The sequence below is a fragment of the Streptomyces sp. NPDC127177 genome (genome assembly GCF_042672475.1).
Classification (GTDB): domain Bacteria; phylum Actinomycetota; class Actinomycetes; order Streptomycetales; family Streptomycetaceae; genus Streptomyces.
Genome location: NZ_JBHXUW010000009.1, coordinates 20,226 through 32,032 on the forward strand (window position 1 = coordinate 20,226; position 11,807 = coordinate 32,032).

Sequence of the window (11,807 nt, forward strand, 5' to 3'; positions counted from 1 at the left end):
AGCAAACAGCACCACTGACGGGCTGCGCCACTCCCCGGCCCCCGCACTGCCCGGCGCACTCCCCCGCCCGGTCACACGCGCGGGGGGCCCCCGCCCCGCCCCGTCAGGTGCGTCGGTCCGGGAGCCACCGGGTCGGGTCGGGGTCAGGCGGGCGGTGCGACGTCGCTGGTGGAGACGTGGACGTGGTCGACGACGAGTTCCTGGGGGAAGGTCGTGTTCCCGTCCGGGTTGCCGGGCCAGTCGCCGCCGACCGCGAGGTTGAGGATGAGGAAGAAGGGCTTGTTGAAGACCCACTGGTTGCCGCCGGTGTCGGCGGGCGTGCGGTGCTGGTAGACGTTGCCGTCCACCGACCAGCTCACGGAGTCCGGGGCCCAGTCGATGGCGAAGGTGTGGAAGTCGTCGGCGAAGGCCTTGCCGTCCGGGAGGGTGTAGCCCGCCCCGATGCCGCCGGCGCCCGAGTAGCCGGGGCCGTGCAGGGTGCCGTGGACCGTGGACGGCTCGAAGCCGACGTTCTCCATGATGTCGATCTCACCGGAGTTGGGCCAGCCGACCTGCCCGATGTCGTCACCGAGCATCCAGAAGGCGGGCCACATGCCCTGACCGCGCGGGATCTTCATCCGCGCCTCGACATGCCCGTACGTGGAGGTGAACTTGCCCGAGGTGTTGAGCCGGGCCGAGGTGTAGTCGCAGGTCCCGTACCAGCACTGGTAGTTGTCCGGGTTCTCCTTGCGGGCCGTGATGACCAGGTGGCCCTGGCCGTCCAGCGCGGCGTTGTTGTTGCCCGCCGTGTAGTACTGCCCCTCGTGGTTGTTGACGTTGTCACCGGTCTCGATCTGCCACTTGCTGCCGTCCACGGCAGAGCCCGCGGCGCCGTCGAAGTCGTCGGTGAACGACGCGGCCGCGGCGGACGACTGGGTGGTTGCCGATCCCTGCGCCGAGACGGGCGTCGCCGGGGCGCCGGACGCAAGGCCGGAGGAGGCCGAGACGAGGGCGAGCACCGAGATTGCGGAGATCAGGAGGCGTTTGGGCAGGTGGGGGGAGCTCATGGGATTTCCTTTCCGTGCGGGACGGAGGAAAAGCGAGTCACCATGCATATGACAAGTGGGGGCATGACGACCGCGTGGGGGAGTTGGTGCCTTAGTTCACTACGTGATTTAAGAAGTGAACCAAGAGCGTGTCAAGACTCCTGTACGGACTACAGTTCTTGCACATACCTTGCGGGTTCCGCTCCGGCCGCTGCGCCGACGGGGCGTCAGCTCCCGAGCCCCGGCGCGAGTGGCCGGCCGCAGAGCAGATTCCACCGCCCCGACCTGCCGCTGAGTTCCGTGATCGTCAGCGGGGCCACGTCCAGCCGCCAGAACGCCTCCGGCGGGAGGGCCAGCGCATGGACGACCGCGGCCCGGATCACGGCGGGCTCGGCCACTCCCAGCACCCGCCCGGCTTCGCCGCCGTGCAGGGAGGCGAGCCAGGCGCCCGCCCGGTCGCACAGCTCGAGCAGTGACTCGCCGCCGTGGGGTGCGGCGGCCGGGTCCGCCAGCCAGGCCGCCACCCCTTCCGGCTCCCGGGTGCTCACCTCGGAGAGCCGCGCACCCGACCAGCGGCCCATGTCCCAGTCCCGGAGCGCCTGTTCGGCCCCGGCCAGGAGTCCGAGCGCGTCCGCGGTGGCGGCGCAGCGCCGGGACGGCCCCCGCAGGCACAGGTCCGCGGCCGGTGTCGCCGCCGCGGCGGACCGGGAGTGCCGGAGCCCGGCCTCGTCGAGCGGAGCGTCACCGGCGAAGCGGGCCTCCCGCAGCGCGGCGTTCATCGCCGGTGAGATCAACATCACCCGTACCGTCATTACCGCTCTCAACTCCCTGAACTGTTGCCACTTGGCCAAGCACACCATGGCATCCAAGGGCCTCGGCACCCCTGATGGCGCCATGGCGGCGCCCGCGCCCAGGCGGTATGGTCGCGACGACATGACGACGGTGTGACGGAAGTCCGGTGAGAATCCGGCACGGTCGCGCCACTGTGAACCCGTACCTGTGCGGGAAGTCAGACCCAGCACCTTCGTCTCAGGCACCACGATCGGGACGCGTGTTCCCACAGGAGGTTCTGCCATGGCACAGACTGCTGCCCCCGCCACCGGCGCACCCGCCATCACCCCCATCTCATTGAAGGCCATTGCCCCTTGGGCGGTCTTCTTCGGCATCGTCATGCTGATCCTGCTGTACTTCGTCGGCGCCGAGCAGGGCGCCACCGCCGTCATCTCCGGTGAAGGCGTGCACGAGTGGGTCCACGACGGCCGGCACCTGCTCGGCTTCCCCTGCCACTGACCGGCGGGCTGATCCAGGGGAATCCCTCATGAACTCCATATCTGTCAGAGCTCTGCTGGTCCGCGGCATGCTGGCCGGCCTCGTCGCGGGTGCGCTCGCGCTGGTCGTCGCCTACTGCCTCGGCGAGTCCAGGGTGGACGCGGCCATCGCCCTCGAAGAGGCGCACAGCCACGACCACGGTGGCGGCGAGGAACTCGTCAGCCGCACCATGCAGTCCACCGCGGGCCTCGCCACCGGTGTACTCGTCTTCGGGGTGGCCATCGGCGGCATCGCCGCACTCGTCTTCTGTTACGCGCTCGGCCGGATGGGCCGGTTCGGTCCGCGCGCCACGGCGGCGCTGATCGCGGGAGCCGCCCTCCTGACCGTGTACATCGTGCCGTTCCTGAAGTACCCGGCGAACCCGCCGGCCGTCGGCAACCCCGACACCATCGGCAAACGCACCACGCTGTTCTTCCTGATGGTCGCTCTCAGCGTGCTGCTCGCCGTCGCCGCCGTCATCATCGGCAAGCGGCTGGCTCCACGTCTGGGCGCCTGGAACGCGACGATCGCCGCAGCGGCCGGCTACGTACTGCTGATCGGCCTCTCCTACGCCTTCCTGCCCTCGTTCAACGAGGTCGGAAAGGACTTCCCGGCCACCCTGTTGTGGCAGTTCCGGCTGGCCACGCTCGCGGTCCAGTTCACACTCTGGACGACCTTCGGGCTGGTCTTCGGTTACCTCACGGAACGGCTGCTGATGCCGAGGGCGGAGGCGTCCCCGGCCGGAAACGGCACGGCGGAACGGGCGGCGACGGCCGCACTCTGACCCAGGTACGCGCACGCCGGTGCAGACCGCCGACCGGTACGCGGAGCGTGCCGCGGTACGGCAGAACCCGCACGGGGCTCCGAAGCCCGTGCGGGTTCTGCCGTACCAGGCCCACGGCTCATTCCGTCCCCGCTGCCGGCCCGGCGGGCCTGTCGGGTCCGTCCCAGTCCACCCGGTAGTGCTTCAGGAGCGCGTCCTCCCGCACGAGACGCATGCCGGCCGCGGTCATCACGTGCTGGGAGGCGGTGTTGTCGAGGTCGGTGTCGCCGTGCACGCACACGACGCCCCGGTCACGGGCGAACCGCAGCAGGGCGCGAAGCGCCTCGGAGGCGTACCCCATGCCCTGTACGGACGGCACGAGCCCGTAACCGATCGTGACGTGTCCCTCCGCGTCGGGCGGCCCGTGGAACCCCAGCCCGCCGATCACCGGCTGCCCGTCCTCGCGAAGCCGTATCACGTACGAGCCGAACGGGGTCGGGTCCCCGGTGTCCGCACAGGTGTCGAGGAAGCGCGTGGCGGCTGCCCGTTCACCGGGGGAGGGGAAGCCTGCGGCCCAGCGGACGCCGTCCGGCGGCCGGCCCGCCACCACGTGCTCGGCGTCGGAGACGGTCATCGGGCGGAGCAGGAGGCGTGGTGTGGCGAGGTCACTCATGGCTCAGTGACCTATCACGCGGCGCGGGCGGGACGCACCCGAAAATCGACGGTGCGAGGTGCAGCCCAAGGTGGGCCGCACCCGAAAATCGCGCGGTGCGGGGTGCGGCCCAAGGTGGGCCGAACCCGAAAATCGCGCGGTGCGGGGTGCGCCTCACCCCGCACTCTCCGCGTGCCCGGTGTGTGTCACCGCTCCTGTCCGACGGCTTCCTGGAAGTCACCAGACAGCGCGGCCGCCACCCGCAGGTGCGTGGCGGCCTCCGTCCGGCGACCCTGCCGCTCCAGGGTGCGGCCGAGCATCAGCCGCGCGTAGGACTCGACGGGGTCGAGCTCCAGCACCGCTCGCAGCTCCGTCTCGGCACGGACCAGCCGCGCCGAGTGGTAGTAGGCCCTGGCCAGCAGCAGCCGCGGCGCGACCTGCTCCGGCGCCTCTTCGACGAGGCCTCCGAGAATCCGGGCCGCGACCATGTACTCCTTCGACCCGAAGAAGAACTGTGCGCGCTCCCACCGCTCGGCGGCAGTACCGAACTCGTAGTAGGCGTCACTCATTTGTCCTCCTCTGTCGAGGCCACCGCGGGCCGGTCCCGTACGTGTTCCCTCGCCACAACACGAAGAGATGGTTTAACATTCCACTAAATATTCGGCGTGGGTACAGCCCGTCCGGAGCCGTACGGGAATAGGTTGAGCGCCATGAGCAATCTCGATCGCCAGGCCGCACTCTCCGTCTGTGGAGGGCGCGGCTTCGTCGTCGCCGAACCGGTACGTGAACTCCTCACCCCGCGCCGGGTGAAGCTCGGGGAGTCCACCGAAGTCCGCAGACTGCTGCCCAACCTGGGCCGCCGCATGGTCGGGGCCTGGGCCTTCGTCGACCACTACGGCCCCGACGACATCACCGACGAGCCGGGCATGCAGGTGCCGCCCCACCCCCACATGGGCCTTCAGACGGTCAGCTGGCTGCACGAGGGTGAGGTCCTGCACCGCGACAGCCTCGGCAGCCTGGCGACGGTCCGCCCGTACGAACTCGGCCTGATGACGTCCGGCCGGGCGATCAGCCACTCCGAGGAGAGCCCGAGGTCGCACGCCGCCCTGCTGCACGGCGCCCAGCTCTGGGTCGCGCTCCCGGACGCCCACCGCGAGGTCGAACCGCACTTCCAGCACCACTCGGACCTGCCCACGGTCACCGCCCCCGGCCTCACCGCCACGGTCATCCTCGGCGACCTCGACGGCGCCACCTCGCCCGGTACCGCGTACACCCCGATCGTCGGCGCGGACCTGGCCCTGAGCCGGGGAGCCGAGGCCCGGCTCCCGCTCGACCCCGACTTCGAGTACGCCGTGCTGTCGATGTCCGGCGAGGCGGAGGTCGACGGCGTGCCCGTCCTCCCCGGCTCGATGCTCTACCTCGGCTGCGGCCGCTCGGAACTCCCGCTGCGCGCGGAATCCGACGCCGGCCTGATGCTCCTGGGCGGTGAACCCTTCGATGAGGAGATCATCATGTGGTGGAACTTCGTGGGCCGAACCCAGGACGACATCACGCGGGCCCGTGAGGACTGGATGAACGGTGACCGGTTCGGCACCGTACGCGGCTACGACGGTGCACCGCTCCATGCTCCGGCGTTGCCCCCGGTCCCCTTGAAGCCGCGGGGGCGGGTGCGCTGAACAGCGCGTTCACCGGCATGGGCCGTCGCCGTTCAGGGTGATTCCGGGATGGGCGGCGGCCCCGTCGAGTGAGGTGCGGCAGGGGGTGACATGTCTGAGATTCCAGGCCCCGGGGCGGCGAGCGCAACGGAATGAGCTCAGTCCGGCCGTCCTCCGAACTGCCAGTCGTGCACCTCGACCGAGGCGTACCCGTCGGCGGACAGCACGGCGCGGGCGGAGTCCGCATCCGGGGCGCGCAGCAGGGCGGCCGTACCCAGCCAGGCGGCACCGTCGTCGGAGAGGAGCGGCCCGTAGGCAATCAACTCCCTCTCTCCCGGGGGGACATCGAGATCGATGGCCGCCCCCTCCCCGAACCCGAGCACCAGGTACCGGTCGCCCTCGGTGTCCCCACCGGGAAACTCCCACATGGTGCGCCCCAGGACATTGCGCCACCGCCGCAGCAACACATCGCGGTACACGCCCGCCTGGTACCCGGGCTCGTCGAAGGCGAAGGCCCGAGCGGCGGCGGTATCGGGCAGACCGACGATGTGCACGCTGCCGGTGGGGGCGTCCCGGTCTGCGGTGAGGGTCGGACCGCGGGCGATCATCTCCTCCGCGAACCCGTCCATGTAGGACCAGTGCGCCTCCAGCAACTCGTCACGGAGCGCCAGGGAGCCGGGCCGATCACGGTGATAGCAGAGAAATTCCATGCCCGCAGTCTTCCTTCCCTCGCCGGCCGATCAACGGGATTCGGCCGGGCAGCACGGAGAGGTCAGGCCGCTTTGACCAGCTTCATGTACTTCGTCCAGTCCCAGTTCGGACCCGGATCCGTGTGGTCCGCGCCCGGAACCTCGACGTGGCCGATGATGTGCGTACGGGTCTTCGGGATGCCGTAGCGGTCGCAGACGGCCGCGGTGAGCTTCGCCGACTGCTGGTACATCACGTCGGTGAACCACTGTGGCTGGTCGACCCAGCCTTCGTGCTCGATGCCGATGGAGCGCGTGTTGTAGTCCCAGTTGCCGGCGTGCCAGGCGATGTCCTTCTCCCGCACGAACTGCCCGATGTAGCCGTCGCCTGAGGCGACCATGTAGTGAGCGGACACCTGGCGGGCCGGATCCTCGAAGATCCGCATCGCGTCCTGGAAGGTCTCCTGGGTGACATGGATGACCACGTAGTTCAGGGGGTAGCTGCTCGGGCGGCTGGAGACCGTGTAGTTGGATGTGCTGGCCGGTATCCAGTGCGTCGCGGGATACGGAGCCGCGGCGGCGGCACGGCCGGCGGCCAGCGGCCCCAGCGCGGCGGCAGCGGCGGTGACGGCGGCGCCCTGCAGCAGGCGTCGGCGCGAGGATCTGGGGGCGTGGGGGCTGGGCTGATCCATGGGGGGCTCCCTTGGGGAGAGGAGTGGTGGGGCACTCAAGCGCAAGCCGTGTTCATGACAATGACGTGCCTCATGATGATCCCCCTGCACGCCCCTGCCAAGACCTTCTGGGACATGCCAAAGGGCCGACCAAAGGCGGTACGCACCAGGGGCCGGCCGAGGAGCGAAGCGACGGACGCCGAATCCGCCACGCGGACCGGACCAGCCGGAGTCGTTCCCGCCCGGCGCGGGCTGGGAACCGGCTGGGCGAGTGGCTGGTGTCGCCGATTCCACATCGGTCCGCCCGCCGCGAAAACGCTGCCGCAGCTCCGGCAGCTGCTGACCGCCTGGCGGCAGTGTCGAACTCGCCGAGCTGAGCGGCCTGCAGGCCCGCCGGCCGCACCTGGACCGCCTGCCCGGCGGCGGATTCGTCGTCGTCGCGTCTCGCGCCCGCCGGCCCAAGAACCCGAAACAGGTCCAGGTCCTCGACGCGCTCGGCCGTGAGACCTCGTCCTTCTCGGTCGGGGACGCCATCGAGCATCTACTCGTGGACGACGCCGGCCACAACTGGGTCGGGCGCTTCGATGAGAATCCGGCCGGGATCCGCCGCTGGAGCGTCACAGGCCGGCTCACCTGGACGTCGGACGATGCCCACGTTCCCGGCCTCTTCGACTGCTACGCCCTGAACGTGTCCGGCACGGCCGCCCGGGCGTGTCCATACACCGGGAGGGGCGGCGGTGCCGGCTCACGCCCGATCCCCGCCACGCAGGCCCCCTGTCCCGCGTCAGTCCTGCGAGGTGCCCATGGAGTCGAAGGTCCCGCGCATCAGCTGGTCGATGGTGCCCGGCTTGTCGACCAAGGAGTCGAAGAGGTCCGCGAGCAGCCACAGCACGAAGCCATGGACCATGGCCTCCTTCGGCTCGATCGCCCCGAACCGGTCGCGCCAGGCCACGGTGTCCATGCCCATCGCACCGGCCATCAGGACCCCGGTGGCCATCGGCACCTGCTCCGGGTCGGCCATCTCGAAGGAGGGCAGCCGGCGGATCACCGCGGGGATGAGGTCGTTCAGCGGATCGAGCTGCTCCCCGCCGCCGGCCGGCCCGGCGATCAGGTACCCGGTCAAGACGCCCACCAGGAACACCGTGCCCCGGGAGACCTCCTCGCGCCCGACGGAGTCCACCGCGGCCTTCACCCGCTGCTGCGCCTCCTGGCGCTCCTTGGCGGGCGTCCGCTTCTCCAGGACCCGGTAGGCGTCCCACGCCGCACGGACCGCCTCATCCACCACTACGCCGTCGCCGTCCTCGGCCCTGCCCTCATTCGTCATGCGTCGACCGTAATGAGTCGAAGGCGGCGACGGCAGCCAGGCTGCCGCATGGGTGACGAAAGCATGGATCTCCCCCCGTTCGGCATCCGATTGGCGGATGTTCGTTCGACCAGCGTAGAGGGTGGGAGCGTCATGGATTCATCACGTGGGCAGCGGGGCTGAAAGCGATCAACCGGCTTCCGGGAGGCGGGGTCGCCGTGGTCCGTTCGACCCACTCCTCGCCCAAGGCCAACAAGATCAGCGGCGTGAACTCGACGTGGGGCAACATGAAGGTGCCGTACGCCCACCCACAGCACCTCGGGCACGCCTGACGGCCGCGCGCGGGATCATCGCGGCCGGTCATCTCAACTACCGCGGTCGCCTCGCCGCAGGGAAGGAGCCGCAGCGTGACCTTGCGGGACCAGTACGCCGGCCACCTCAGTGCCTTCGCCGCTGCGGCAACGGACGGGATCCGGAGTGTCCTGGCTGAAGGCAACCACGGGCAATTGCGCTCCCTGGATTTCGACGAGAACGGGAAGGGCGTCTTCGTGACCTTCGAGATCGACCTGAGCGGCGAGGTCGTGGAGCGCTGGGGGTCCGACGTCTACAGCCGTCGCCACCTGATCATCGGGCAGCGGGAAGGCCCCATGGACCCGGTGGACTTCGGAGCTTCCCTCCTGCACACGAGCGTGATGGAAGACCTGGACACCGCCGGCAGGCGCCCCACTCAGTAGCCATGTCCATCCGACTGGCGCGCCCCCGGCGTCAGATCCGGTCGCACCGGTCCGTGACAGATGGAGCCCGGTGCGGCAGCACCGTCGGCCCGCCGAGCCCCACATTGTGAGGCTCGCAGGCGCTCTGCCCAGACGGACTGGAGATGCCCTGCCAGGGTGTGAGGCTGTGAGACAACCTGCTGCGGGCCCTCCGCCACGCCCCTGGGGGCAGGCCGGCACCGGCAGCAACGGCCGGACGGTCGCCCACTCCGCCTCCGTCATGTCCGACGGGTGCCGGCGCACCCGGTCCGGATGGCCGGCCGCGTTGCCGTACACGTGCGCGAGGTAGCCGGGAAGCCGCCGCGGTCACCCGATCGAGACTGCCGTTCGATCGACAGCCTTCGGGATCGGTACGGGCGACAGCCACTTACGTGCCGGGATGCTCCGGCAGGGCGAGCCAGTCCGACCACGAGATCTCGCGGCCGAGGAGGCGCGGCTGCCCGAACGGCCAGTCGGCGGCGATCCACTGCGGCACCAGCGCGTCGAGGGCCTGCTCGACCTTGCCGCCCACCAACTCGTCCACCACCCACCAGGAGATCTCGCCGTCCGCGCCGGCCCTCTCCGGTGGGTCGATGTAGACACAGCCGAGGAGAGCTGTCTCCGCCGCGTCGAACAGCCCGTAATTGAAGGACTGGTGTGCGGCGATCTCCTTCTCGTGCCTCAACAGGTCGATCCGGTCGGCCTCGTAGGTCATGGTGGCCGCGGGCCAGCCCCAGGCCGGGCCGAAGATGCTCCACAGCCGCTCGCGCGAACCCATCACAGCCGGATAGTCGAGCGGGGTGTCCGCCTCCCGGATCGGCCGCAGGTGGTGGCCACCGCCCGGCAGCGGTACCAGGACGGGGTGGACGAAGTCATCGGGAAGCCAGCTCATGGCGCCCGACCGTAGCAGCGCGGCGGTCGTGCGCTCTCCTGGATTTTCCCCACATACCGCCAGACCCTGCTCCTGAACGGTTCACCTGACGTCCCCGTCACCGCGAGGAGCGCGTGGTTGCCTGGGTCATCCCTCCCGGTCCTCCGTCACGGGAAGGCACTCGGCGAGCAGGTCGACGACGTCGCGCCAGGCTCGCCGCGCGTGCTGTGGGTGGTGGCCGACGCCGGGGACCACGGGGTGGTCGACCGGCGGGTGGTGGAAGGCGTGCAAGGCGCCGCCGTAGACCACGAGGCGCCAGTCGACGCCCGCGGCCTGCATCTCGGCGGTGAACGCGTCCCGTTGCGCGGGTGGCATGATCGGGTCTTCCGATCCGACGCCGGCCCACACGGGGCAACGAATGCGCGCCGCCTCGCCCGGTCGGCCCGTGGTGGTTGCGTTGACTGTCCCGATCGCGCGCAGGTCGACGCCATCGCGCCCGAGTTCCAGCGCGATGGCGCCCCCGGTGCCGTAGCCGACGGCGGCGATCCGGTCGCGGTCCGTCCGCGGTTCGGTGCGCAACACGTCGAGCGCCGCGTGGCCGATGCCTCGCATCCGGTCGGGGTCAGCGAGCAGCGGCAGGCAACGGGCCAGCATCTCCTCGGGGTCGCCCACATAGCGCCCGCCGTGAAGGTCGAAGGCCAGCGCCACATATCCCAGTTCGGCGAGAGCATCGGCCCGGCGGCGCTCGACGTCGCTGAGCCCCATGCCCTCCGGTCCGAGCAGCACCGCGGGCCGGCGGTCGACACCGGCCGGGAGCGCAAGGTGCCCGATCATCGTCAGACCGTCGGCCGGATACTCGACCGCGCGCGTCGTAATCGTCGTCATGCGACTGGACTTTAGTGATCGTCGAGCCCTGTCCGGCTGGTGTTCTGCCGCTGGCGGAACAGCGCGGGCACTCCTCTGGATCACGGCGAGGGCGAGGCCTCGGGGAAACCGTCACCAGCCCCGTCCCAACGGCAGCGCTGTCGGTTCACCTGTCCGGGCCCCCGGTTCAGCCGCCTACGGTGAGCCGGATGTCTTGGATCCGCCCGATCCGGTCGAAGGAGACAACGGCGGCGTTCCCGGTCGGCAGATCAGCGATCAGCCGGTCGCCTTCCACGCGCTGCGGCACCCCGTGGTGCTCGAAGTATCCCGTGACGGCCTGTCGCGGCGAACGCCCGATGAGCGAGACCCCGGCCATGATCACGCGCGGCAGGGTGACGGGGTCGAACTCGGCGCTCGGCACCTTCGGGTCGTCGGGCAGGAAGTACACCTGGGTGCCGGGGCCGGCGGGCTGCCCGATGTACCCGAGACTGTTGACTACCCCCATCCCCGCAAAGGCCAGCATCTCGGCGGCCCTCCGAGGATCGTCGAACCCGGACAGATCGAGTTCCCCAGTGCTGAACTCAGGAATCCCGTGCGCCTGCCCGTACCGCGCCACGGCAGCCGACAACGCCACGGCCTCGCTCCCACCGAGCCCCGGGTTTGCCCAGCCCCACAGCCAGGACCCCTGCTCCATGTCGTACGTCCCAAGGACACCGACCCGTATCCGCACCTCTCCCTGCTGGTACGAACATGTCGACAGGTCCGCGCTCCACGGAGCCTCGGGCAGGAACTCCATGAGTGCATCGAGCTGAGCAGCGCCCCAGACGGAGTGCCGCTCGGCCTCGAGCAGGAACTGGTCGCTGAATCTGTTTGTCATGATCACGAGCGTAGGGGGCGATGCCCAACGACGGGTAGCCCGGACGCGGTGGGGCCTCGGACAGGTCACGCCGTGCCGACTTCCGGTCGGGGGAACAGTCGTCGAAGCGCAGTTTCCCGTACTTCTTGAGCCGGGCCGGGCCGGGCCGTCTCGGCCCGGCTCCGTGGGGCTGCCTTCTTGGCGACTGCCCTTGTCACCGGGCCGGCACGCCGGGAGTACGCGGGAGGGCGGCTCGACCGTCGCCCAGCCGGCGATGGGGGCCACCGGCTCGAGGCGGTGCTTCGTCCGCCGAGAGGGGGGGGCGACGGCGGTCCGTGCAGCGAGGTCTGCCCGTTCGGGCCGGGTTCGTTGGCCTTCCGTACCTGGCGGCAGCCGGCCGT

Annotated in this window: 13 protein-coding genes and 1 pseudogene; 4 read left to right on the plus strand and 10 right to left on the minus strand. The window is 70.2% G+C overall.

Translation table 11 applies throughout. From position 1 onward, the window contains the following. Positions 1–161: 161 nt before the first annotated feature. A pseudogene (locus tag ACFVJX_RS08445) lies at positions 162–1,046 on the minus strand (family 16 glycosylhydrolase); the annotation flags it as partial. A 206-nt stretch (positions 1,047–1,252) separates the two neighbouring features. Then, positions 1,253–1,837: a histidine phosphatase family protein gene (locus ACFVJX_RS08450; RefSeq protein ID WP_384122288.1), complete on the minus strand. Its 585-nt coding sequence runs from the start codon at positions 1,835–1,837 to the stop codon at positions 1,253–1,255. 262 nt (positions 1,838–2,099) lie between these two features. On the opposite strand from ACFVJX_RS08450, the gene ACFVJX_RS08455 reads away from it, so the two are divergent. Beyond that, positions 2,100–2,315, plus strand: a complete 216-nt coding sequence (locus ACFVJX_RS08455; protein WP_384122285.1) for a CbtB-domain containing protein — start codon at positions 2,100–2,102, stop codon at positions 2,313–2,315. 28 nt (positions 2,316–2,343) lie between these two features. Next, a complete protein-coding gene (locus tag ACFVJX_RS08460; RefSeq protein WP_384122283.1) occupies positions 2,344–3,117 on the plus strand; it encodes a CbtA family protein in 774 nt (257 codons plus the stop codon). A gap of 118 nt (positions 3,118–3,235) precedes the next feature. Here ACFVJX_RS08460 and ACFVJX_RS08465 read toward each other — a convergent pair whose 3' ends face one another. Both ACFVJX_RS08465 and ACFVJX_RS08470 read right to left on the minus strand, forming a co-directional pair. Next, positions 3,236–3,769: a GNAT family N-acetyltransferase gene (locus ACFVJX_RS08465; RefSeq protein ID WP_384122280.1), complete on the minus strand. Its 534-nt coding sequence runs from the start codon at positions 3,767–3,769 to the stop codon at positions 3,236–3,238. Positions 3,770–3,954: 185 nt separating this feature from the next. Continuing rightward, positions 3,955–4,317 carry a tetratricopeptide repeat protein gene (locus tag ACFVJX_RS08470; RefSeq protein ID WP_384122277.1) on the minus strand — a complete coding sequence of 121 codons (363 nt, stop codon included), beginning with the start codon at positions 4,315–4,317 and terminating at the stop codon, positions 3,955–3,957. 141 nt (positions 4,318–4,458) lie between these two features. Here ACFVJX_RS08470 and ACFVJX_RS08475 point away from each other — a divergent pair, with 141 nt between their 5' ends. Beyond that, on the plus strand, positions 4,459–5,424 hold the full coding sequence (locus ACFVJX_RS08475; protein WP_384122275.1) for a pirin family protein: 966 nt from the start codon (positions 4,459–4,461) through the stop codon (positions 5,422–5,424). A gap of 137 nt (positions 5,425–5,561) precedes the next feature. On the opposite strand, the gene ACFVJX_RS08480 is transcribed toward ACFVJX_RS08475, so the two are convergent. From ACFVJX_RS08480 to ACFVJX_RS08490, 3 genes are all read right to left on the minus strand, one after another. Continuing rightward, positions 5,562–6,113, minus strand: a complete 552-nt coding sequence (locus ACFVJX_RS08480; RefSeq protein WP_384122272.1) for a YciI family protein — start codon at positions 6,111–6,113, stop codon at positions 5,562–5,564. 62 nt (positions 6,114–6,175) lie between these two features. Further along, entirely contained in the window at positions 6,176–6,781 is a 606-nt protein-coding gene (locus tag ACFVJX_RS08485; RefSeq protein ID WP_384122270.1) for an N-acetylmuramoyl-L-alanine amidase, read from the minus strand. Positions 6,782–7,544: 763 nt separating this feature from the next. Continuing rightward, positions 7,545–8,084 carry a hypothetical protein gene (locus tag ACFVJX_RS08490; RefSeq protein WP_384122268.1) on the minus strand — a complete coding sequence of 180 codons (540 nt, stop codon included), beginning with the start codon at positions 8,082–8,084 and terminating at the stop codon, positions 7,545–7,547. A gap of 386 nt (positions 8,085–8,470) precedes the next feature. Here ACFVJX_RS08490 and ACFVJX_RS08495 point away from each other — a divergent pair, with 386 nt between their 5' ends. After that, the gene (locus ACFVJX_RS08495) at positions 8,471–8,797 is read left to right on the plus strand and encodes a hypothetical protein (protein ID WP_384122265.1); all 327 of its coding nucleotides are present in this window, start codon (positions 8,471–8,473) and stop codon (positions 8,795–8,797) included. Between the two features lie 406 nt (positions 8,798–9,203). Here ACFVJX_RS08495 and ACFVJX_RS08500 read toward each other — a convergent pair whose 3' ends face one another. The 3 genes from ACFVJX_RS08500 to ACFVJX_RS08510 all read right to left on the minus strand — a co-directional run bounded on the left by ACFVJX_RS08500 (position 9,204) and on the right by ACFVJX_RS08510 (position 11,427). After that, complete coding sequence (locus tag ACFVJX_RS08500) at positions 9,204–9,707, minus strand: N-acetyltransferase (RefSeq protein WP_384122263.1); 504 nt, start codon at positions 9,705–9,707, stop codon at positions 9,204–9,206. 126 nt (positions 9,708–9,833) lie between these two features. Beyond that, entirely contained in the window at positions 9,834–10,571 is a 738-nt protein-coding gene (locus ACFVJX_RS08505) for a dienelactone hydrolase family protein (protein WP_384122261.1), read from the minus strand. 166 nt (positions 10,572–10,737) lie between these two features. Continuing rightward, entirely contained in the window at positions 10,738–11,427 is a 690-nt protein-coding gene (locus ACFVJX_RS08510; RefSeq protein WP_384122258.1) for a DUF6882 domain-containing protein, read from the minus strand. Positions 11,428–11,807: the final 380 nt, after the last annotated feature.

What these genes read in the sequence shown, in the direction of transcription:
- ACFVJX_RS08450 (WP_384122288.1), bottom strand. Translation starts at nt 1,837, where the DNA reads ATGACGGTACGGGTGATGTTGATCTCACCGGCGATGAACGCCGCGCTG.
- ACFVJX_RS08455 (WP_384122285.1), top strand. Translation starts at nt 2,100, where the DNA reads ATGGCACAGACTGCTGCCCCCGCCACCGGCGCACCCGCCATCACCCCC.
- ACFVJX_RS08460 (WP_384122283.1), top strand. Translation starts at nt 2,344, where the DNA reads ATGAACTCCATATCTGTCAGAGCTCTGCTGGTCCGCGGCATGCTGGCC.
- ACFVJX_RS08465 (WP_384122280.1), bottom strand. Translation starts at nt 3,769, where the DNA reads ATGAGTGACCTCGCCACACCACGCCTCCTGCTCCGCCCGATGACCGTC.
- ACFVJX_RS08470 (WP_384122277.1), bottom strand. Translation starts at nt 4,317, where the DNA reads ATGAGTGACGCCTACTACGAGTTCGGTACTGCCGCCGAGCGGTGGGAG.
- ACFVJX_RS08475 (WP_384122275.1), top strand. Translation starts at nt 4,459, where the DNA reads ATGAGCAATCTCGATCGCCAGGCCGCACTCTCCGTCTGTGGAGGGCGC.
- ACFVJX_RS08480 (WP_384122272.1), bottom strand. Translation starts at nt 6,113, where the DNA reads ATGGAATTTCTCTGCTATCACCGTGATCGGCCCGGCTCCCTGGCGCTC.
- ACFVJX_RS08485 (WP_384122270.1), bottom strand. Translation starts at nt 6,781, where the DNA reads ATGGATCAGCCCAGCCCCCACGCCCCCAGATCCTCGCGCCGACGCCTG.
- ACFVJX_RS08490 (WP_384122268.1), bottom strand. Translation starts at nt 8,084, where the DNA reads ATGACGAATGAGGGCAGGGCCGAGGACGGCGACGGCGTAGTGGTGGAT.
- ACFVJX_RS08500 (WP_384122263.1), bottom strand. Translation starts at nt 9,707, where the DNA reads ATGAGCTGGCTTCCCGATGACTTCGTCCACCCCGTCCTGGTACCGCTG.
- ACFVJX_RS08505 (WP_384122261.1), bottom strand. Translation starts at nt 10,571, where the DNA reads ATGACGACGATTACGACGCGCGCGGTCGAGTATCCGGCCGACGGTCTG.
- ACFVJX_RS08510 (WP_384122258.1), bottom strand. Translation starts at nt 11,427, where the DNA reads ATGACAAACAGATTCAGCGACCAGTTCCTGCTCGAGGCCGAGCGGCAC.